Annotated in this window: 14 protein-coding genes and 4 pseudogenes; 4 read left to right on the forward strand and 14 right to left on the reverse strand. The window is 52.7% G+C overall.

Features of this window, described 5'->3' with window-relative positions; all coding sequences use genetic code 11:
• Positions 1 to 140: 140 nt before the first annotated feature.
• Positions 141 to 562 (reverse strand): annotated as a pseudogene (locus MIH19_RS13370) (hydrolase or metal-binding protein); the annotation flags it as partial.
• A 327-nt stretch (positions 563 to 889) separates the two neighbouring features.
• Between MIH19_RS13370 and MIH19_RS13380 the strand changes: the two are divergent.
• Positions 890 to 1,045: a hypothetical protein gene (locus MIH19_RS13380; protein WP_249005347.1), complete on the forward strand. Its 156-nt coding sequence runs from the start codon at positions 890 to 892 to the stop codon at positions 1,043 to 1,045.
• A gap of 83 nt (positions 1,046 to 1,128) precedes the next feature.
• Here the strand turns inward: MIH19_RS13380 and MIH19_RS13385 are convergent, their stop codons facing one another.
• The 6 genes and pseudogenes from MIH19_RS13385 to MIH19_RS13410 form a co-directional block, all read right to left on the reverse strand.
• Positions 1,129 to 1,842, reverse strand: coding sequence for an Rpn family recombination-promoting nuclease/putative transposase (locus MIH19_RS13385; RefSeq protein ID WP_249005348.1), 714 nt, complete (start codon positions 1,840 to 1,842; stop codon positions 1,129 to 1,131).
• 69 nt (positions 1,843 to 1,911) lie between these two features.
• Positions 1,912 to 2,211, reverse strand: a complete 300-nt coding sequence (locus MIH19_RS13390; protein ID WP_249005349.1) for an addiction module antidote protein — start codon at positions 2,209 to 2,211, stop codon at positions 1,912 to 1,914.
• 235 nt (positions 2,212 to 2,446) lie between these two features.
• Complete coding sequence (locus MIH19_RS13395) at positions 2,447 to 4,531, reverse strand: hypothetical protein (protein ID WP_249005350.1); 2,085 nt, start codon at positions 4,529 to 4,531, stop codon at positions 2,447 to 2,449.
• Positions 4,528 to 4,923: a GtrA family protein gene (locus MIH19_RS13400; protein WP_249005351.1), complete on the reverse strand. Its 396-nt coding sequence runs from the start codon at positions 4,921 to 4,923 to the stop codon at positions 4,528 to 4,530. Before MIH19_RS13400 ends, MIH19_RS13395 begins: the two co-directional genes overlap by 4 nt.
• 37 nt (positions 4,924 to 4,960) lie before the next feature.
• Complete coding sequence (locus tag MIH19_RS13405) at positions 4,961 to 5,896, reverse strand: glycosyltransferase family 2 protein (RefSeq protein ID WP_249005352.1); 936 nt, start codon at positions 5,894 to 5,896, stop codon at positions 4,961 to 4,963.
• A gap of 566 nt (positions 5,897 to 6,462) precedes the next feature.
• Positions 6,463 to 6,609: pseudogene (locus MIH19_RS13410) on the reverse strand (type II toxin-antitoxin system RelE/ParE family toxin); the annotation flags it as partial.
• A 219-nt stretch (positions 6,610 to 6,828) separates the two neighbouring features.
• On the opposite strand from MIH19_RS13410, the gene MIH19_RS13415 reads away from it, so the two are divergent.
• On the forward strand, positions 6,829 to 7,788 hold the full coding sequence (locus tag MIH19_RS13415) for a transposase (protein WP_249005353.1): 960 nt from the start codon (positions 6,829 to 6,831) through the stop codon (positions 7,786 to 7,788).
• Positions 7,789 to 8,194: 406 nt separating this feature from the next.
• Here MIH19_RS13415 and MIH19_RS13420 read toward each other — a convergent pair.
• Positions 8,195 to 8,432: pseudogene (locus tag MIH19_RS13420) on the reverse strand (type II toxin-antitoxin system RelE/ParE family toxin); the annotation flags it as partial.
• A gap of 179 nt (positions 8,433 to 8,611) precedes the next feature.
• Between MIH19_RS13420 and MIH19_RS13425 the strand changes: the two are divergent.
• Positions 8,612 to 9,349, forward strand: a complete 738-nt coding sequence (locus MIH19_RS13425; RefSeq protein WP_249005354.1) for a transposase — start codon at positions 8,612 to 8,614, stop codon at positions 9,347 to 9,349.
• A 406-nt stretch (positions 9,350 to 9,755) separates the two neighbouring features.
• On the opposite strand, the pseudogene MIH19_RS13430 reads toward MIH19_RS13425, so the two are convergent.
• Together MIH19_RS13430 and MIH19_RS13435 are read right to left on the reverse strand one after the other, a co-directional pair.
• A pseudogene (locus tag MIH19_RS13430) lies at positions 9,756 to 9,993 on the reverse strand (type II toxin-antitoxin system RelE/ParE family toxin); the annotation flags it as partial.
• An 804-nt stretch (positions 9,994 to 10,797) separates the two neighbouring features.
• On the reverse strand, positions 10,798 to 14,265 hold the full coding sequence (locus MIH19_RS13435) for a DUF4214 domain-containing protein (protein ID WP_249005355.1): 3,468 nt from the start codon (positions 14,263 to 14,265) through the stop codon (positions 10,798 to 10,800).
• Between the two features lie 546 nt (positions 14,266 to 14,811).
• Between MIH19_RS13435 and MIH19_RS13440 the strand changes: the two genes are divergently transcribed.
• Positions 14,812 to 15,093, forward strand: coding sequence for a hypothetical protein (locus MIH19_RS13440; RefSeq protein ID WP_249005356.1), 282 nt, complete (start codon positions 14,812 to 14,814; stop codon positions 15,091 to 15,093).
• Here MIH19_RS13440 and MIH19_RS13445 read toward each other — a convergent pair.
• The 4 genes from MIH19_RS13445 to MIH19_RS13460 are packed head-to-tail and all read right to left on the reverse strand — an operon-like array spanning position 15,083 to position 22,356.
• The gene (locus MIH19_RS13445; RefSeq protein WP_249005357.1) at positions 15,083 to 18,700 is read right to left on the reverse strand and encodes a glycosyltransferase; all 3,618 of its coding nucleotides are present in this window, start codon (positions 18,698 to 18,700) and stop codon (positions 15,083 to 15,085) included. The genes MIH19_RS13440 and MIH19_RS13445 overlap by 11 nt on opposite strands.
• Positions 18,684 to 20,315 carry a hypothetical protein gene (locus MIH19_RS13450; RefSeq protein WP_249005358.1) on the reverse strand — a complete coding sequence of 544 codons (1,632 nt, stop codon included), beginning with the start codon at positions 20,313 to 20,315 and terminating at the stop codon, positions 18,684 to 18,686. Before MIH19_RS13450 ends, MIH19_RS13445 begins: the two co-directional genes overlap by 17 nt.
• Entirely contained in the window at positions 20,312 to 21,565 is a 1,254-nt protein-coding gene (locus MIH19_RS13455; RefSeq protein WP_249005359.1) for an ABC transporter ATP-binding protein, read from the reverse strand. Before MIH19_RS13455 ends, MIH19_RS13450 begins: the two co-directional genes overlap by 4 nt.
• Positions 21,562 to 22,356 carry an ABC transporter permease gene (locus MIH19_RS13460; RefSeq protein WP_249005360.1) on the reverse strand — a complete coding sequence of 265 codons (795 nt, stop codon included), beginning with the start codon at positions 22,354 to 22,356 and terminating at the stop codon, positions 21,562 to 21,564. Before MIH19_RS13460 ends, MIH19_RS13455 begins: the two co-directional genes overlap by 4 nt.
• Between the last annotated feature and the right edge of the window lie 22 nt (positions 22,357 to 22,378).

Here is a 22,378-nt window from a genome sequence, read left to right on the forward strand (position 1 = left end):
GGCAGGATGAAATCGTTATAAAGAACCCGCACTCGGCAGGCATGAAAGGGTCAGGCCTGTTTGGCCAGGGGTTGTGTGGATGGCTTTACGTCTTCAGAAGTGCGTTCCGGTTCAGGTTTTACCTGCAGGCTCCATCCCTCTCTGAGGGTGATGTCCACGTAGTAAATCGGGGTACCCCGGCTTTGGCGGGTGGACTTGCCTCGGAGCCTGAGCTCCAGAGGCAGGCAGGCCAGTCGGTTGCCGGAAATGGCTTTGAAGTACGCCAGTCGGGCGGCAAGCGTGCGTATGGAGTTGAAGCCGGTGGTGCGGAAGATAAAACTGCCCAACGGATCATCCTACCCAATCACCACGTTCAGCCGGCCATAGGGCTTGCAGGCGCCGCCTTGGGCCAGTGGACAGGCGTCTGGGGCAGGCACGGCAGGGTTTCCATGCCCTCACGGGTGCGGCGTTTGCACTGCTCGCCGTCGCCCACGCACAGGGGCCTCGCCGTTTGTCGATCAAACAGCGCGTATTCGGCGCGCAGGTTCAGATCCGGCTCGTTGAACAACAAGCGAATGGGTATTTGGCGCGCAAGAAGGAGTGCCTGTCCATGACCCAGGCAATGACGTTATAATCGGCGGAATGGGCAACGATAATCTAACAGGTGGTTCCGGGAACGACACATTCGTGAAGCGTTCAGGCGACAACGATGACACAATCACTGATTTCGAAAACGATACGGGGCCGTCCAACGGAGACAAAATAGACGTCAGCGCCTACGGATTGAACTTTGACCAATTTGGGTTCGAGACAGAGGTGAACGGTCTTCGAGTTCGACTTGGAGCAGATAGCATGCTACATCAATCAACTTTACCTCAACGTACTAGAGCGTCCTGCGGATTTATCTGGCATGGATTACTGGCTGATGGACATAGAGCAGAAGGGCCGTAGCCACGCCGACGTGCTGGTCAGTTTCGCTCAATCGGCAGAGAATCGCGCGAACGCTAATGACTGGCTGCCCGGCCTGGATTATGACGCCTCCGCCAATGATTGGTTTATTGCCTGAGAGCCGTTACATCCATATAGATACAGCAAGGGCAGCCCTAATTGGCTGCCCTTGTCATGTTCGTAACTCTCATTGAGTTTCGGTCAGTGCTTGATCTCTGACCTTAACCGACTGACCTCATCAAACGTCAAACCAGCAATCTCCGCAATCACCTGGTCGTTCATCTCGGTACGGTTAATTAGATTGCGGGCCATCTCTTGCCTGGCTTCACGCTGTCCCTCCGTCTTAGCGTCATTCAACAAAGATACTTCATCCCGAAGTGCCCGCTCCCTAACGAACGCCAGACGACGAGCTTCCTCGTCCGCACTTAACTCGCGGATGCGGCTCATCGCCTTCTTAACCGGTTCATGTTCCACATTGGCCATGGTCAATTCCTCCTGCCAGTGCTTGAAAAAAGTAATCCAGGCGCGCAGTGGGCCTTCTGGCAAGCCCAGGTGATCCGCTTTGTTCAGTTCGATCAGGTTCATCTGCAAAATGTTCCCCAGCGAAATATTGGGCTGGGCTTCATCACGCATCTCGAAACGCCACACCGCCTGTTGGCGTTCAGACTCTGATTCCGTAAACAGATCAAAGTCCAGCAGATGCAACCCCACCGAGGCACGCAGCTCCTGGTAATCATCACCCGCATTCAGCTGGGTGCCCAGAGTACGAGCCAGATAGAACAGACCCCGCTTGTGCCAGGTTCCATAGTGACGAACTTGTATCTCGACATTATAGCAGTGACCATCACCATCCCGAGCCAGTACGTCGAGAATAATGTACTTGATAGTAGTGCCTGTCCATGGCAGGGCAGGCACAGGCCCTTCCGGATGCTTAGGATGTCCCTGCCTGGAGGAAAGAGGAATGCCTGTCCAGGAAAGGTCGGATCACGCTGCCGGTTCTTCGTGTGGCCGAGCAGTCAAGACCACGCCCAAAGCACGCGTCACGGCGAGCATTGTTTTCAAGGTAGGATTACCTTGCTCACTGAAGGAGCGATACAGCTGCTCACGGGAAAGTCCCGTTTCACGGGCCAGTTCTGTCATGCCCTTGGCGCGAGCCACAACGCCCATTGCTTTTGCAATGTAGGCGATATCACCCGTTTCCAGGGCATCGGTGAGAAACACCGCAATGGCTTCCTCGCTCTTCAGCGCCGCCGCTGGATCGTAATCGTAAATCTTGTCGCTCATAACGCCTCTCACCCTGCTGCCAGACGTACTGCAGTGTCGATATCACTTTGCTGGGTATCAAGCATGAATCAACTGTAGTTCTTAGACTACAAAACCGCAAGGCCGAACGAGATGAGTGCCTGTCCATGCACATCATGATATTCAGTGCTATACGTAAGTCTCGCTGCAATAGGCGCTTACGGCGTCCGGGACTTCGCCTTTTTAACAACGGCAAGACAAATGGCCTCGTTTTATTTTAACGGACTGACAAGCGGATTTGGCAGGCATTGTTAAACCAGGCAACTCCATCTTGAACAAGGTCAACAGACAGCAGGTAATCACCGTTATCGACCGGGGGAAAGATGACGTTGACCTCGACTAGCTCCCCTTTGCGTAGGTCCCCTGCCAGCCCTGCGCGTAATATGTCAGGTTGGACGGGCGTGCCATCCGGTGCTAACAGATGAGCGCCCACGCGCACCGGATAGGGACCTCTCGAAGACCATGTTGTCTGCGACAGGTTCCGAACCTGAAGTGGTATCCTCACCGTTTCATCTGCAGGAATCTTTAACTCCTCCGGACAGCCTTCCAGCTTTCCATGTCGGGCATCCCTGGGTAAGGCAGACCGCATTATAGAAACAGGGCCTCCATCGTAAAGCTTCTCCATGATATTGAAATCATAGACAAGCACTCGGAAGTGATCGACATCATGGATGACTGTAGGTTGACCAAGTAGCGTAAGGATGTGATCGCTTATCAATTTCTCCTCTTGCGCACTCAATATCAGGAAGGTCGGTCCGCGGTAAAAGGAAGGGCGATACCAGGCTTCAGAGGTCAGGACTCTGAATGGTGTGATTCCGTCGCTATTTATATTGACCCCCGCGATTCTAACATCACCCGCGCTCAGCACCGTATTGACGGAAGCATTCCAGAAACTTGCATAGCCATACTCGAGATCATGCTCACGCAGCAAAGAGATCAGCGGGTCAAATTGACTCTTCTTGAAGCGCAGTTCGCCGCTTTCACCCCGTGTCAGCCCATCTGCAACAAGGTGCTGCCAGGAAAATATTGAATGAAAAACCAGTACAACAAAATAGAGGTGCCAGATACGGGGACCCCAATTTTTCGCCAGTGTAGAGATGAAAATAATGCTGATTGTTGTGGACAGCACCTGCAGCAGTGAAAAGTAGCGAATTGCGGGCATGGCTATTGCCAGATTATTGCTGAAAAGGTAGAAAATTAGCGTCAAGGTAAAACTGAAACAGTAAAAGACGACCAGCGTAAAGAGCAGGTGACTGTCGATTTTTCCAATTTTAAACAGCAGCACCCAGGGTAGAAAGAAAAGCCATCCGAACAGCAGGATGCGGAAGATCATTTCAATACCATCCAGCGACACGATCGATGTGTTATAAAACGTTGGCAGGCTGTATTCATAGCCAGGATGGAACGCTACTCCAGCAGAAAAAAAGTATCCTTCAATGAAAAGATCAAGGTGTCTGGCGATCTGTTCAAAGCTGGTGATCGTCAAGGAAGCGGAGATGTCCATATAGCTGACAGCATCGATCAACCACTTCTTGTTTAAAAGCAGGCCTGAACCGTAGAAAAAAAGAAAAAAGCCAATAAGGAAAGCAAGAAATGAATAGTTGGACGCTTCAAATATTTTACTTTTTTGAAGTTTTCTTTCCTTTAGCATTCCGTCACGCAAGTATTTCGTACACATGATGATCATCAACACAGCGCAAAGCGGAAGCAATATGCTGAATAGAAAGCGGACGCCAGTCAGGCCTAATAGAAAAAGGAGAATGGCCAGTGCCGCCAAGTGCCATCGGTCTATCTGCGCCTCTTTCCGCGACTTTATCGGTAACAGAGCGCCAAGGGTCAGGAGCAGAAACAGGAATCCCCAGGCATAGCCATGGGACATCTGTCCAAAGAGGCTCTCGGATACATAAGCGGAAATTCCGGTAAAAATCGTTGCCACCAGAGCGAAAAGTACCGTATTTGATAAATGAAGGCGCTTGGCAAAGTAGACTGTCGAAGCTAAAAGAAGCCCGGTAAAGATCCATCCGGAAGCAGCGTGGAGGGCAAAGCTATTTTCAAAAAAAAGCAGTAGAGGAGCAATGATGGCATGGTTAAAAATAATCCATATATCACCATTTCCATAATACCATTCTTCTGGAAAAAACTGGCCTGTCCTTGCGATCTCTCCAGCCAGAACATTGATGATCGCTGAGTCAGAGTGGAAAAATACACGGTAGGTGATTGATTGATAGAAAATAACGGCGAAAACATTGACGATCGCGACCGCAAGAAATAGCGTTTCAATGTTCCTTAAGCGTCCTTTCAACTTCTTTCTCCTACACGGCCAGCAAAAGTCCAATAATGGTTGATTAAGTAGTTGGTCAGCGGAATGACCAGGACAACAAATGCCTGTGAAATGCCATAATGAAATCCAAAATTGTTGACTCCCACATGCATGATAAGCGCATTAAGAAGCAAGCCGCTGCAGGAAACGGAAAGATATTTGATGAAGGTTGGCAGATGATTCCCGCGGGTTTTAAATGTCCAGAAGTAGTTCAGTATATAAGAAATGATCACCGTTAGAATAAAGCCGCAAGAGGATGCTTTTACTGCGTCGACGGCATATATTTCGACCAGAAAAAAGAGGGTTCCAAAATGAACAGTCGTCCCTATCAGGCCGGTGATGCCGTATCTGATGATTTGTCTTGTGTTGGTCATGGTTCGGTTGCCAATACCCTCTAGCAAAAAAACATTATTATTTCTCTTCTTCAGTTTCTGGGCGGTGAAATTGGCGGACAATATACAAAGGTCGTTGCTTGGTTTCTTCAAAGATACGGCTGATGTATTCACCGAGAATTCCTATACCGGAAAGAATCAACCCGCCCATAAAAAAAATCGCAATTATAATGGTTGGATAGCCTGGAATTTCGGAGCCGATAATGAGAGTTTTTATAAAAACATAAATTGCGTAGACGATAGCGGAAAAAGAACACATCAAACCGATATGAGTCCATATCTTCAATGGAAGGCTGCTGAATGAAATAAAACCGTCGATAGCGAAACGAAGCAGTTTGCGGTAGTCCCATTTGGTCTCGCCCGCACTGCGCTCCCGTAACGGATGGTATATATGGCACAGCTTGAAACCGATCCAGTTAAAAAGCCCCTTGTTGAATCGCGCCCGCTCTGGCAGCCTAAGCAAGGCATCAATTGCTTTTCGATCAAGCAAACGAAAATCTCCTTCTCCCTGCATGATCTTTACTTCTGATATCTTATTGAATATTTTATAGAAATAGGTTGCTGTTAGCCGTTTGGTAAATGTCTCTATCTGGCGGTCCTCACGTACGGCTGAAACAATCTCATAGCCGTCGTGCCATTTTTCCAGCATTTTAGGAATGTATTCAGGGGGGTGCTGCAGATCGGCATCCATGGTGATGGCGACGGCCCCGGAACAGTGAGCCAGCCCGGCGATAAGAGCGGCCTCTTTACCGAAGTTGCGGGATAAGTCAACAATGGCCAGTTCTGGGATTTTCTGTTGGTATTGCACCAGGATATCGAGAGTGGTGTCCGAACTGCCGTCATTTACTGCAATAATTTCAAACGGGCCCATATCTCGGCAGATGGGAATCAGCACATCGAAGAGCGCTGGAAGCCCCGCTTCCTCATTCATCATTGGGACGACGATACTGATCATGGTTTTTACTTAGCAGCAGATGGTCACCTTTAGATGGCGACGGAAAATATTTGAAAATCATAGGCTGATCAATCCCCTCTTTGTGGGAACCGTTACTTAACGGACTAAGATCAGATGGCCGGTAGACTAACCTTTAAAGGATAATAAAACAAATATTTGGCTGCCGGTCGAGGAAAGTTCTTTAGGGAAGTGGGATGATCGATCGAGCCAGTAGCTATTGCCCTTTGCATTCGAGCTGCGGCCTAAAAATTGGCATAAAATGAACGAGATGAGTGCCTGTCTGTCCATGCACATCACCGAAACAATGTTCCCGGACCGACCTCTTTGACCGGGACTCGTGCATGCCCGAGATTCCGTTATAGACGGTCTTTTTAACAGAATGGCGCCCTTTTTGACGTATGGTGGCGGCATTTAACGTAAGAGCCGATGAGGCGAAGTGGAAAGAGAGGGGAAAGAAGGACGGGAAAGGCGGGGTATGCGGGTGCCTGTCCATACAAATATTATACAAATATTGCACGCTGCTTGAAGTAGACACGGTACCCGGGGCCATGGTGGATGCGCAGCTAGCTGACACCTTGCCCTACAGGCTTAACGTCCCCAGGCAAACCATTGGCCAGCCGAAAGACGCGCGCTGCAATCAGGGCTTTGCCACGCTGATCACGGAGCTTGCGCTCCCACTTTCGGTAGGTATCCGTTTGTTTGATATCAAGCATGAATTAACTGTAGTTCTTAGACTACAAAAACGCAAGGCAAAGAAGGATGTGCGAACGAGATGAGTGCCTGTCCACGCCTGTCCACGCCCATTGTATACAGATCATACCACGCCCCGCGAAAGGCTATACACCGCGCGAAGCCCCTCCCACCGGAAAGCTGGTTATCCATCCAGTACTATGCCATCATTTCAGCTATCGGCATTTGACAAGGAGTCACCCATGCCCAGGCCACGAGCTGAGCAGATCAGCGTTGCAGACACACCCTACTATCACGTCATTTCCCGCTGTGTGCGGCGCACTTTCCTGTGTGGCGAAGACCGGCAAACCGGGCGCAGCTATGAACACCGGCGGGGCTGGATTGAAGAGCGCGTTCGCTTGCTGTCTTCCGTATTTGCTGTCGAGATTGCCGCCTACGCGGTGATGGCTAACCATTACCACTTGGTGGTTAAGCTGAGCCCAAACGATGTTGAGCCATGGAGCGACGATGAGGTGTTGGCGCGCTGGTGTTGCCTTCACAAAGGCCCACCACTGGTGCAGCGGTACCAACGGGGAGAAGCGCTGTGCCAGGCTGAACTGAGAAGAGTGTCGCAATATGCGGACACGTTTCGCGCCCGCCTGGCGGATTTAAGCTGGTTTATGAAGTGCTTGAACGAACCCATTGCGCGCCAGGCCAACCGGGAAGACCGGTGTACAGGGCATTTCTGGGAAAGCCGCTTCAAGTCCTATCCCTTGGAAACCGAGGAAGCACTGCTCACCTGCATGGCCTATGTAGACCTGAACCCCATTCGCGCAGCCATAGCCGAAACCCCGGAAACGTCGGACTACACCAGTATAAAAGAGCGCGTTCAGCCCATATTCGATCTGGCCGCAGCGATTCAAAACCAGACAGAACAGCAGGCACTGAATGATTTTAGTGTGCCGTTGAAGCCCTTGCTGGGCTTTGACCATGTGATTCGCAACTGCGAACAGCGCGGCATTTTGTTCCGCTTGGACGACTACCTGGCCTTGGTTGATGAAACCGGGCGCATCACCCGCGATGATAAACGCGGCGCTATTTCTGCAGAGTTACTACCGATCCTGCAACGCCTGAATCTGGACCCGGAGCGCTGGTGCGAGCGCGCCACGGCGTTTGAAGCCAACCACGGCGATTACCGCAAAGAACACCGACGGGCGGCGTAGCTGCGCCAATACCCTCTGATAACCACCATTAGACCGGCCCCACCGACCGGGGCCTGCAGCCGCCTGCAATCCGCCTTACCGCTCAACTTTTACAAAAAAACGATAAATCTCGCCAAGTTCGGGACATTTTTGAGCGGCTTTTGGGGGTGTTTTACGTAATCGGGAATTACGCGCAGTAGGAGGGAAGAGAAAAGAGAGGAAACGGAAGGGAGGAGTGCCTGTCCATTGAGAGTGCGTTATCACGATCAAGAAAGAGTGCCTGTCCATGACTGGCGGCATTTAGAGATGGTTTCCATGACAACAATGTCATACATGCCGTGGGAAGGGAGGAGTGCCTGTCCATGTAGAGACGCAAAAATAGAGGAAACGGAGCGAGAAAGAGTGCCTGTCCATGACAAAAACACCCTTTATCCCCGCCACAAAGCAAAATGACCACCTCATTACCCCTCTGCTTGAAGTAAACACGATATCCAGGGCCATGGTGGATGCGCAGTTCACTGACGCCCTGCCCCCACCGGCTTCACATCACCTGCAATATTATTGGCGAGCCGAAAGATGCGCGCAGCAATCAATGCCTTAGCACGCGAGTCACGAAGTTTACGCTCCCATTTTCGGTAGGTATCGGTCTGTTTAATATCGAGCATAAATAGAGTGTAGTTCTTCGACTACAAAGGCGCAATGAAAAAGCTGTGCCTGTCCATAGGCAGATACCTGAAGGGAGGAGTGCCTGTCCATTGAGAGAGATGTGACAAAAACAGATGAGTGCCTGTCCATGCACACTCGTCCACTGATAGTAGTGCCTGTCCATGGCAGGGGTAATTTGGTGGTTAAGCTGAGCCCAAACGATGTTGAGCCATGGAGCGACGATGAGGTGTTGGCGCGCTGGTGTTGCCTTCACAAAGGCCCGCCACTGGTGCAGCGGTACCAACGGGAAGAAGCGCTGTGCCAGGCTGAACTGAGAAGAGTATCGCAATATGCGGACACGTTTCGCGCCCGCCTGGCGGATTTAAGCTGGTTTATGAAGTGCTTGAACGAACCCATTGCGCGCCAGGCCAACCGGGAAGACCGGTGTACAGGGCATTTCTGGGAAAGCCGCTTCAAGTCCTATCCCTTGGAAACCGAGGAAGCACTGCTCACCTGCATGGCCTATGTAGACCTGAACCCCATTCGCGCAGCCATAGCCGAAACCCCGGAAACGTCGGACTACACCAGTATAAAAGAGCGCGTTCAGCCCATATTCGATCTGGCCGCAGCGATTCAAAACCAGACAGAACAGCAGGCACTGAATGATTTTAGTGTGCCGTTGAAGCCCTTGCTGGGCTTTGACCATGTGATTCGCAACTGCGAACAGCGCGGCATTTTGTTCCGCTTGGACGACTACCTGGCCTTGGTTGATGAAACCGGGCGCATCACCCGCGATGATAAACGCGGCGCTATTTCTGCAGAGTTACTACCGATCCTGCAACGCCTGAATCTGGACCCGGAGCGCTGGTGCGAGCGCGCCACGGCGTTTGAAGCCAACCACGGCGATTACCGCAAAGAACACCGACGGGCGGCGTAGCTGCGCCAATACCCTCTGATAACCACCATTAGACCGGCCCCACCGACCGGGGCCTGCAGCCGCCTGCAATCCGCCTTACCGCTCAACTTTTACAAAAAAACGATAAATCTCGCCAAGTTCGGGACATTTTTGAGCGGCTTTTGGGGGTGTTTTACGTAATCGGGAATTACGCGCAGTAGGAGGGAAGAGAAAAGAGAGGAAACGGAAGGGAGGAGTGCCTGTCCATTGAGAGTGCGTTATCACGATCAAGAAAGAGTGCCTGTCCATGACTGGCGGCATTTAGAGATGGTTTCCATGACAACAATGTCATACATGCCGTGGGAAGGGAGGAGTGCCTGTCCATGTAGAGACGCAAAAATAGAGGAAACGGAGCGAGAAAGAGTGCCTGTCCATGACAAAAACACCCTTTATCCCCGCCACAAAGCAAAATGACCACCTCATTACCCCTCTGCTTGAAGTAAACACGATATCCAGGGCCATGGTGGATGCGCAGTTCACTGACGCCCTGCCCCCACCGGCTTCACATCACCTGCAATATTATTGGCGAGCCGAAAGATGCGCGCAGCAATCAATGCCTTAGCACGCGAGTCACGAAGTTTACGCTCCCATTTTCGGTAGGTATCGGTCTGTTTAATATCGAGCATAAATAGAGTGTAGTTCTTCGACTACAAAGGCGCAATGAAAAAGCTGTGCCTGTCCATAGGCAGATACCTGAAGGGAGGAGTGCCTGTCCATTGAGAGAGATGTGACAAAAACAGATGAGTGCCTGTCCATGCACACTCGTCCACTGATAGTAGTGCCTGTCCATGGCAGGGGTAAGATAAGTGCCCGAACGAGATAAGTGCCTGTCCACGCCCATTAAAGCACGCGTCACGGCGAGCATTGTTTTCAAGGTGGAACGAGATGAGTGCCTGTCCATGCATGTCCATTCTGTCCATGACTACCCAATGGCAAGGCGGGAATTATGCGCAGCAGGGGGGAAGGGAAAGGAGCAGAGAGCAGAAACGGGAAGGAAGAGTGCCTGTCCATCAATAAACCAAAAAACGATAAATCTCGCCAAGTTCGGGACATTTTTGAGCGGCTTTTGGGGGTGTTTTACGTAATCGGGAATTATGCGCAGCAGGGGGGGGGAAGAGAAAAGAGAGGAAACGGATGAGAGGAGTGCCTGTCCATGGAGAAGAGGAATAATCAATCAATAATCAATGACCGACAGTCCAATAAGGTTACGCAAGAAGGAGTGCCTGTCCATGACTCACACCTAAGAGAGCGCTTGTCCATGAATTAATTGTCAGACAAAAAAACCCCACCAGGCGAACCTGATGGGGTCTTATTTAGTACCTTGAACAGGTACTCAGGCTATTGACTCAAAGAGTGTTCGCCTGTTGATGCTGTCAATTAATCTTCATTAAAATATTGAGGGCCTGGATATGCGCCCTCAAATGTTTAATTTACGCGATGAACATAGCAGCTGACAGATCGTCAGAGTCTACACCGACAAGTATCATAGCGTTATCGTTGGTAACAATGCTGTTATCACCACCAGCCATGCCGTCATCAGCGCCTGACTGCAGAACAAGAGTATCTGCGCCAGTGCCGTTAGCAGCAAAGGTGAACACACCGGTTGTTGCGTTGTAGGCGCCTGAAGCGAAGTAGTTGGTGTCTGCAGTCAAGTCATTGCCGCCAGCACTGTTTAAAGCCGATGCGCCGATCAATGTAGCGAAGGTTGAAGCAGTAGCAACATTGAGCAGATCGCCATTCGCAGCACCAAAGCCGGTAATGGTATCGACGCCATTACCAAAGGTCATGGTATCGCCGGCAGCTATCGTGCCGCCTGCGAACGTCTGGGCGCTACTAACAGTACTATCAGCCAAGCCCTGAGTAACGATGTTAAATACACCCGCTGCGTGTGCAGCATAGGTGATCGCATCGTTACCAGCTCCGCCCGTTACGCCTGTTGCAGCTTGGTTAAGCACACCACCCGAACCTACAGAGATAACGTCATCTCCAGCTCCTGCAGTGATCGTGTTGTAACCATTGCCGACTGTAATGGTATCAACGCCTGCACCACCGGTGATGGCATTATCACCATTACCAGCAGTAACGGTGTTAGCACCGGCGCCGGTAACGACAGTGTTGTTACCATTACCCGCCGTGATGACATCATCAGCTTGACCACCGGTCAGAGTACTGTTGCCATCGCCAGATACGATAGCGTTGCCTTTACCGGCAATGTCTGTACCAGTCAAGGTGTTATTACCATCGCCTGCCTTCAGAGAGATACCGTTCTCAGCGCCCCCCAAAAAGTTTAGGACAACAGCGCTATCTACAGCAGAAGCATCAATAACGGAGTTGACGTTTAGAGCAACTACATCAGAGGTGATGTCTACAGTGCCTGCGCCAGTCACGTTGAGATTGGTCAGAGCGGTAACACCAGTCAATGCTGAAATTATGGTGTTGTCCGTCGCTGTCAGGTTTATAGTTTCAACACCTGCCAGTACCGGAGCTGCCAGATTAATGGTGTTAACTGCAGAAGCCCCATCGTTGACGTCGATGTTAACGGTATCCAGCTGACCAACAGTCGTTGCGCCGGTCAATCCCAAGCTAATACCACCACCAGCTATAGCAGTAACATTCGCAGCCTGAGTAGCGTTCAAGGCGGTGAAGGTTGAGCCGCCGTTAGTTTTAATTGCAGTGATCGTAGAGCCGGTGAATTTGGACACATCAACCGCGACGCCGTCTGATTGCAGTGTTTCAAAACCACTGAACTTCGCAGCACCAGTCGTGGCATAGTTTGCAGCGTCAGTTAACACTAGGGTATCAGTCCCTGCGCCGCCAGCAACGGCGGCAGTCTGCAAAGCAGCGCCGGTTGTGACAGTGTCATTGCCTGAGCCACCTGTGAAGGCTTGCCCTGCAGCAACTTCCATTGCTACGTCACCGGTTGCGGCTGATGCATTAATAACTGCAGCAGCCTGGCCTAATACTGAGCCGAGAGTCACGGAACCCGCACCTGAGATGTTCAGAGCAGTGGTATCTGCAGCTGTCAACGTAAAGGTGTTGGTGCCAGTGCTGGTAAGGTTGATCGTTTTAGTGTCACCAGCGGAGGTGGTTACAGTGCCAGTCACACCATTGGCATTGATTGCCACTGTGTTGGCTGCAGTTGCATTAACAATAGCAACGGTATCCGATTGATCGGTCAAATTTACTGTTGCAATAGCGCTACCAGTTAGCGTTGCTGCACCAGCATCATTCAGTGACACTGTTGCTAACGTGTTACTAAGCGTTGAAGCATCAGTAACTGAGTTAGTTGCACCATCATTGGAATTAATGCTCACTGATGTCAGAGCTGTGTTCTGTGTAGCAGTGACATTCATGTTATCAACAGCACCCGCCACAAGGTTAGCGGCAGTTACGACTGCGTTAGCAGCGGTTTCAACGGTTTTAGCAGCGGTTTCGGCAGCGGCTGAAGTAACTTTTGCTGCATTAACAGACGCAGTCAATGTAGCAGCGATTGCTGCTGTTGCAACTTGCGAAGCGGCGGTATCAGCGCCAGCAACAAACGCAGCATCGATTGACACTTTCTCTGCACGGCTGATTGACGAATTACCGTAAGCAGCCGCAGTCAGCGCCTGAACTTCAGATAATATATCGCCAGTGTTACCAGCCAAACCCGACGTCAATGCGGCCAGGTTGAGGACTTGAGTATCAATAACGTCATCGGCAGCTTCAGCAGTGTTAGCAGCAGTGGCAGCAGCAGTATTAGCAGCAGTATTAGCAGCTTCAATTGCAACAGTAGTTGCATTAGTAGCCGTCACATCAATGGCTGTACCGCCGTCAATAAAGACAACACCGGCATTTGCAACTGCTGTAGCGCCCATCTTAACAGATACACTGCCCTTAGCATCAGTAGTAGCGTCATTGTCTTGGCCACCACCGATTGCAACATCACCAACCGCAGACGTTACATTAAGAGCACCTGCTGTTGCTTCAGCAGTTACATCACCAGTAGTAGTGTGAACAACAGTGACGTCTTTACCACCAGTGATGGTCGAAGCAGCAACAGAAGTCAGTTCATTAACATCAGTTGTTGCAGCTGCTGTGATACCAGTAGCGCCAAGAGCTTTCACGTTGGCGGTAGTCAAACCAGTCCAGCTAGAGACATCAGCGGTCAGGGTGTCAACACTGTTCAGCTTCGCAACTTCAACATTGCTGACAGTGACAGAAGTAGGAAGGCTCAGACCTGTGGTCAGACTGTTCACGATCAGGGTGTCAGTTCCTGCGCCGCCGTCGATGGTGTCTAGTGCCGAAAAGGTCCCATCAGCGTTCGCGGCAGTTTTCAGAGTACCGTTAATGGTGTCGTTGTTTGACGTGCCGGTAACAGTGTCGATACCTGCAGTTAGCGTGAAAGTATCCCCAGAAGACTGAGTTCCAGCATCAGTAGCAGACTTAGATTCCACAACCGACGCACGAGTACCATCTACATCTTCGATGGCCGCTTTAGCTGCATCGCGAGTAAAGCCAGTACCGACATTAGCTGCGTAGTACGTAGCCGCTTCGGTCTTGTTGTCCAGCGCCAAACGATCGCTTGCGCCAGCAGCGTTGGTCAATGCCAGAACGAGCTGGTCAATGTTTACTGAAGAACCTTCACCGCTAACCCAGTAGTTCAGGCCAGCTGATTCAGCGGCGCGTTCAAACAGGTTTTGATACAGCTCTGAAACCACCTGAGCGCGGCTCAGAAGACCCAAGCCATCGGCGTATTCTGGCTGTTCATTAACGATGTTCGCACGCAGCTGTTCAATAGACAGAACACCGGTTGTGATTTCGTTGGTCCAGTAATCCAGGCCAGCTTTATCAGCTGCACGACCCAAAAGGCCGATGTAGATCTGCTGAACTTGCTGCTCAACTGTTAAAGTTGCCATAACTCGTTATTCTCCGTTGGTTAAGTCGAAACGACTAATTCAGGCTTGGTTTGTGCCCTAGGCATCCGTCGATGCCGGCCTGATATGTACTCCTTGGGACAATGCCCTAAAGGTCGAACATTTCAGCTGCAGACCACGATCGCTGACCGAAGTGCTGCATATTACTGCGACCTGTTAACAGGCTTGTCGCAATTGTGGCACGAATCCTAGCACTCGAACCCCACTCTGACAAGCTTGTTCAGGCTCCGTATATAGGAGGATTTGCTTCGCCCTTACACCTTGCCACCCAAGATCACTTCGTGGTTGTTTTATAGCTCACCTGATTACAAGCGGTCAACCTTCCTTCGAACTCAAATCTATAAAAAATGATTTGGCACCAGAATGTTACAAAGCTTTACACTTGAAGGGCGTTAATGACCATTCATGTAACTGTAACTCTGCTCAAAACGTAGACAGCGGAACCCTGGATTATTAGGATGACTGCTTCTTGTTTACTATCCGGCGCCCTCACCTTTTCACTCGGCTACCAGCAGGCTGTCATCGTTTATGCCCAACCCGTCAAACGTCACCGCTGTTATAAACCTGTTGAAACGCCGGGCACTGGAGCGAGACAAGCAACAACACCTTGCGCTCAGCTACGGCCTGGTTGTGGTGTTTTTCTTTATTGTTCCCAGCCTTCCGGTTGCGGCGGGCGGCACCCTGGCACTGGGCCTGTGCAAGGAAGCGTGGGACAAGCATTACGGCTCTGGGTTTTGCTGGTATGACATGCTGGCCAATGCTGCGGGAACCGGTGCCGGCATGGCCACCATTGTAGCCTTTACCGGTTAAGCCACAAAGACCGCAGAAGGTTGAAGGTTCGCTTTGCAACCACCGGGTAGGCCCTTGACTCACGCCACTGGCGCAAGCGTTCGGGGTCTGGCCCAAGCTGCCCGGCCAGGGCCTGGGCCAGGCCGTCGCGAATGGCTTCTGCGCTGGTGCCCGGCAGAATTGCCACTGCCGGCTCTACGTCGCCAAATATCGGCAAAGGCGTTACCAGCACCGGCCTGCCAGACGCTATAGCCATACGCACTGCGGCGCTGGAAGACTCCCCGGTTTGCTGATACGGCAAGGCAATCACACTGGCTTGCTGCAACAGGCCCAAACATTCACCATTGCGCAGGAACCGATGCTCGGCATGAACGGCATCGGCAATACCGAGTTCGCCGATGCGTTGGTGCAATGTTTTTATGAATTGGGCCGATACCGGGTCTTGGTGTTCGGCATTGAGCAGTAACAGGACCAGCTGGGGGTTTTCCCGGTGCAGCTGGGCGAATGCCTCTATCAGCTGTTCAAGCCCTTTATGGGGCAAGGCAAAACCGTAGGACGCAATGCAAGGCCGGCCGTTGAAGTTCCATTCAACCGGTTCTGGTTCAATATCGGCAATACCGTGGGGCATCAGCAGCGTATTGCTGACGATGCCAGCCTGGGCCAGGCGGTTGAGGTCTGGCACTGTATGCACCAGTACACGGTCTGCCAGCTCGGCGGCCCGGGCCAGCCGGGTGAGTGCCTTTCTGGGTTCCGGGTCCACCGTGGAATGCAGGGTAAAGGTTACTACGATGCCGCTGGCCTTGAGGGTAGCAATCAGCTGGGCCAAGGCGTCGAAATCGAAGAAGTAGTAGTTCATCTGGATAACCACTGCGTCTAGCTTGGCGGCCAGCAGCTGGCTGGCCAGTTCGTGCAGCGGGTCTTGATCATTCTGATGCCAGCAGCGAATGACCTGCGGGCCGTTTCCACTGTCGTCGCTGCCGCTGTTGTGGGGGGCGAACACAATCACCTGGTCGTGCTTATTGGTTTCAGTGAGGTGTTCCGAGTAGGTGGCCACCCCGCAGCGTTGGTTCCAGGTGCTTACCCAGCCTACCCGCAAGGGCCGCTGGATATCTTCGTTTTGCCTGCGCTGTATAATGTCGTCCGCCTGATTGGCCAGCCGCAGTGCAACCTGCTCCCAGGTGAACTGCTCACGCAGGCGTTGAATGGCGGCGGCGGTTTTACGGCGGCGTTCGCTCGGTGGCAGGGCGTAAACCTCACACAGCTGGCTGGCCAGGTGTTCTGTGTCCGGGCTTGCCCAAACCGAATCCGGCAACTGGAAATGTGTCTGGGCCGGCTCGAAGTGAAACTTGGTCAGCCAGGCGGTATCGTGGTCACAAAAATCCAGCTGGCCGCTCCAGCCGGTGGTGATTACAGGTAGCCCACTGAGCATGGCTTCCGCAAGCGGAAGGCCAAACCCCTCGGCTTTGCTGGGGGCCACAAGGGCCTGGCAGTTTTCGTAAAGGTATTTGAGCTGGCCGGCGGGCAAATCTTCACTGATGATAACCACATCCGGGTAGTCCGGCCGGGCACGCCGCTGGGCTGCGAGCAGGTCTTGCACGTTGTTGTGTGGGTTTTCGAACGTTTTGATGACCAGGGAAACGTTATCGGCGTCACTGAAGGCCTGGCCCCAGGCTTCCAGCAAGGCGTCTACACCCTTGCGGGGGAAGCAGGAGGACACATGCAAAAAACGAAAAGCTCGTGCCTGCAACGGGTACGGCTTTGGAACCACACGGTCCCAGTGATCTACGCCGCAACCACTGACTGACATGGGCAGGCAAACGCCGTTGTCTATGAGCACCTTGCGAACGTGTTCAGACAAACAAGTAATGCCGGTCAGGTGGCGATTGAAATCTTCGACCCATTCCTGCGGAAAACCGGCTTCTTCCCAGGCGTAGTGGTGCAGGAGGTGTGCCCCTTCTGCCATGTCGTTGACCCTGGGCGGGTAAAGGTTGCGGCTGATGATTGTGGGCCGAAACGCTTTATCGTGGCTTAGGGAGTGCATATAGGCGATGTCGGGATTGTCTGCCAGGAATGCCGGCGAGGGTTCGAAATCGCCGGGACCTTCGGTGGAGTGCAGGCTTACCGGCTGGCCAATAGCAGCCAACCCGCGGGCAGTTTCCCGGTTCAGCAGGGCCAGGCTGTAGCTGGAGTCGAAAGGGCCTTCGAGGCGCCAGTTGTATTGCCGTTGGGGCAGGATTTTGGTGAGCGCGAGATCGTTGGCGGCCAGTGCGTTGGCCAGCTGGCGCAGTTGTCTGTCGTCCAGCTTCCAGCGTTGACACAACTGTGCCAGGGTTTCAATTCGTTTTGTATCAGCGCTTGAACTGCCGTTGGAAGGGGTGCTGCCCGGTGGTGAGCCCCTATGTTTGTCGATGGTTTGTTCAATCTGATGCAGCAGTTCGGTGGCGGTTTTATGCCAGGAGAAACGGCGGCTTCGCTCCAGGCCATGGTCTATCAGCTGCTGGCGAAAATCAGGTTCGGTAACCACCCGGGTGATTAATTGCGTGAGCCGGGGAATGTCGTCTGGCCCGAACATGGCCGCCTCAAGCCCCATCACTTCCGGCAGGCTGGTGGTGTTGGCACAGAGCGCTGGCGCACCGCAGGTCATGGCTTCTAGAACCGGCAGCCCAAATCCTTCATGCCGGGAGGGGAAAACGAACACCTGGCAATGGTTGTAAAGAATGTTCAGGGTTTGCTGAGGCACAAAACCGGTATAGAGAATGTGCCTCGGGGGAATGCCGTGGGTTTTGGCGTATTGAGAAAGCCGGGCTTGATCGACTTCGTTAAATTTACCAACCAGTACCAGCCTGAGGGATTTCTTTAGGTCAACCGAAAGCCGATTGAAGGCCTGAATCAGAGCGTTCAGGTTTTTGCGCTCGTCAGAAGCGCCGCTGTAAAGAATAAAGGGCCCACTGATGCCCAGCTCCCGAAGCACTTCGCGCTGTATTTCGTCTGTTTCGCCCAGGGGGTAATAGCCTTGGTCACAGCCTGTGGAAATCGTCGCCACGCTTCCCTCGGGCAGTTCAAGATGGGTTTCGAATTCGCGGCTGGCACTTTCTGATATGGCGAACACCCGATCCACCCGCTGCAGGCTATCGATTTTGCGCCGGTACCAGCGGTTGATTACCGGATCACCCAGGTACTCCCGCGGACTGATCAGCGGAATCAAATCGTAGCCGATCACGCCCACCGGGCAGGAACGGTTGCGGGGGATATCGCAGACGAAATCATCAGCCATACCCTCAAAGAGTGAGCTGATGAGTACGAAATCTGGATTCAGGCGTTCTATGAATTCGTTTCTGAGCTGCTCGCTGATGCGGACTATGCCCGGGTTACAGAATGACAGCTCGGCCGTTTCCGGCAGTGCATGAAAAACACGGATGGCGCCGGGCGGCAAGAGTGACGACCAGTGTTGCTGAAAGTCCTGGATTAACTCTGGCTGATAATTATTGAGCAGAACAATAATATCGTGGGGCTGCTGTCGCTGCTGGTTAACCTGCAGCAAGGCTTTAAGCAACGAGCTGACGTAATGGCCAATGCCCCGGAAGCGGCTTGAGGTTTGCAGGCACTGGAGATCAATCAGGAGTCTCATTTTTGTCCTTGCTGGAATTCTGGGTGTTAATAATGCCAATGGCGGCTACGAGTTGCCGATAAATATCCCGGGATCTGGGCGTAAGGCTTACTGGGTTGTTGAGCGCGACGGATTGTGGGTTACGCCGCATCCGCCGCAGGCGGACCACCAGCCAGGGCATGCGCAGCACAAGGGCCAGCAGGGCCTGTCGCAGACGGGGATGGCGGCGGGTGCGCCGTTCTGTTGCAGCTGCAATGTCAGATACGTTTTTTTGCAGCGTGCCCCTTAGGGACGTAGAGGAGATAACGCCAGCCAAGCCCGTTGCCCCAGACACGCGCCTTATCACAAGGGCACTTTTACGCAGTGGCGCTGTTAGCCTCCAGGAACTGCTTTGAAAGATGTCGCCCAGCAACTGCTGAGACGAATTCAGCTGCCGGTCAAGATCTTCTGCGGTGCTTTTATGCCGCTGGGCTTGACGTTCGATCCAGTCACTTTTTTGTGCTGTTTCTTCAAGTTGCTCTCTGAACACATCCTCCCGGCGATGCGCTGTTTGCAATTTGGCATCGCTTTGCTGATGAAGAGACAAAATTTCTTCATGGCGGCGCCGCAGCAAGTCACGGTAGCGTGACAGTTCGTTGGCCAGTGGTACCTCTTGCCCTGCCAATGCATGGCACTCGGGCGCAGCTTGCTGCCTGAGGGTCAGTAAGCGCTGAAGGTCGCTTTCGGGCAGGCCGGCTTCTATCCAGAGTTGGTGAATTTCTTGTTCCAACTCGTTAAAGCGAGCCTGTTCCTTATCCGTAAAAGACGACACCGGGCTGTGGCAGTCGTCCAAAGAAAGCCCCGACACACCAACGCGCTCCAGAGCCGCTACGGCATGGCGGCGCGCCGTGGCGTTTGCACTTAACTGATCAATATTGACGAGCTGGTCTGCGTGCTTGCAGCCTTGGTGAAGGCCCAGCAACCAAAGCGTATAGAATGCCTGGTAAGCGTGATCTGGCGATAGTAGCCGCCGGGAGAAGTGATCGTAGGCTACTTCCAAAGGCCCCAACGGCAAGGGCTGAAAACCGATATGCTCACTGACCAACTGAACCAGCGGGGGCCGGCTTGAGGCGTTGAAAATCAGCTGGGTGGTCAAATCAAAATAGGGAGAGACCTGGTAAGACCACCATTGGTCCCAGGGATTACGCCATAAATAGACATGATGCCCCCCAAGCTGACGCCTTATGCCTTCAATGCGGCCAGCGGAACGGCATTCCTGAATAACCGGGCGGGCAGCAGCCTGCTCGATAAGGGACTGCCAGTAGTCGATTCCCCTAGGGCGGGTGTCTGTGCCGAAGTAGCCATCATAGATGTCACGCTCCTGCAAATGCGGCAGGCAGGCATCGGCCACCTCATACAATTCACTGAAGTAAGACCGTGACAGCGGCGGGTGCCGAAGAACGTTTGCCTTCTGGGTATCCTGAGGGTCATTAAGGATGGCCGTGTCGGTTTTTGCATGCAGGGCAATTTCGTGCAGGGGCTCTTGAAAGCACATGTACTGGCTGCCCAGCCTGCGGAAGACTTCGAACATATAGGTGCTGCCCGTTCGGAACAGCGCATGAATAAAAATAGGCTGGGGCGAGGGAGTAGCGGTCATGTGTCTGTTTCTTCGATGGTTATCTTTGCCGGGACATTGATCAGGCCCGATTTTACCGTGGTGTTTTCGTCGCTGCGCACCCGGAACAGCACAGCATCTAGCCGGCGATGGAGAAACACCGGTTCGTTGCTGCGATCGTCTCTTACACCGCAGTTGATGTAGTAAACGCCAGGGGCAAAGGCGTTGCCTATATCATAGCGCAGGGTGACTAACTCGCCTTCCTGGAAGGTTCGGCCGCTAAACTGTGCTAGCTCGGAGGTGTCGGTGCCGAACAGCCCCAGGCCTTCGCGGGTTTTGATCATGATGGCAAATACGGCGTGGTCCACCGCTTGATTGAAGCGAACACAGGCTTTTAGCACAAGCGGCTCGCCACTGTTAAACAGGTTAACCGGTTCACCGGATTGATTTTGCAGCCAGATCGACTCGATGGTGGCGCGGCCATCTCCGTAACTGACCTCACAATCGGAGGCCAGGGTTGGGTCAAGTTGGCGACCTTCGGTAAGCTCCTCTGCGGCAGGGGTGCCGCCGCCGAACAGTGATTTTTCGTAGGCGTCGCAGACTTCTTTGGCGGCGCCATAAGCCTCTATTTTCCCGTAATGCAAAAAAATGGCTCGTTTACACAGTTTTTTGACGGCGTCGATGTCATGGGTGACGAACAGCAACGTGGTGCCCTGCTCCAGAAATTCGTTTATGCGACGGAAACATTTGCGCTGAAAAGCCGCGTCGCCCACAGACAAAGCTTCATCGATAATCAGGATGTCTGGCCGAACAGCTGTGGCCACGGCAAAGGCGACGCGCACCTGCATGCCGCTGGAATAGACCCTGACAGGTTCGTCAAAATACTCGCCAATATCGGCAAAGGCTTCAACTGCGGGCATGAAGTTGTCCACTTCGGCGTGGCTGAACCCCATGATTGAAGCGGCGTGATACACGTTCTGACGGCCGGTGAGTTCCGGGTTGAAGCCCATGCCCAGCTCCAGAATGGCTGCAATACGACCATTGACAGTAATAACGCCAGCCGTGGGCATAAGGGTGCCGGTGATCAACTTTAACAGTGTGCTTTTGCCAGCCCCGTTCTGGCCAAGAATGCCAATGGCTTCACCGCGCTCGATGCTGAAGCTGATGTCTCGCAGTATCGGGTTTTCGGCCACCGGTTTAAAAGGCAAGCCGAACCAGCGGGCCACCCGCTTCCATTCAGAGGCGTATTCACGGAAGGATTTACTGACGTGTTCAACGGTTAGCAGGCTCATAGTACATCTACCATTTCGGAGCTTGCCTGCCGGACAAGCCACAACCCCAACACCGCAAACACAATCCCAATGGCGGCCATTACCGCCAAAGCCGCCAGGTCTGGCTGCTGTTGATACGCCAGCACGTCATGGTAGGCCTTTATAGCCGGGTAGACAGGATTGAACTGCAACGCCCAGCGCAAATGCTCGGGAATGATGGTTAACGGATATACAATCGGAGTAAACCAGAACAAAAATTGCAGCACAATGGGCACAATCTGGGCGATGTCGCGGATAAACACATTCAGTACGGCAATCACCAACCCAAGGCCTAGCGAGAACAGCAGCAGGACCGCGGTAATCACGGGCACCCAAAGCAGAGTGGCCGACGGCGGATGACCCAGAAACGCAAAAATGACCAAGATGGCCGCAAGCAGAAGCCCATGGCCAATCAGGCAGGTGCCGGCCGTTACCGCGGGCAGCGCGATTTTGGGTACCTTCATCTTTTTAAGAAGGTCGGCGTTGCCTACAAAAAGGTTAAGGCTGCGGCTGATGATGTCGCTGAACAGAGTCCAACCCAGAATGCCCGACGTGAGGTAGATGGCATAAGCATAGCGGTTGTCGATGCCGTCAAACTTCGCAGAGAGCACGGCAGACAGCACAAACGCATAAATGGCGACCATGACCAGTGGATGTACAATCATCCATAAGCCACCTAAGCGGCTTCTTGCAAACTGGTTGACCAAGTCATTACGAATCGACGATAAGATAAAGAAACGGTAATCCCGAAAGCTTCTGAACCAGCTTTTCATTTATTTATTCCCTGCACACAGC

Origin of the sequence: Marinobacter sp. M1C, assembly GCF_023314135.1 — a bacterium.
GTDB lineage: Bacteria > Pseudomonadota > Gammaproteobacteria > Pseudomonadales > Oleiphilaceae > Marinobacter.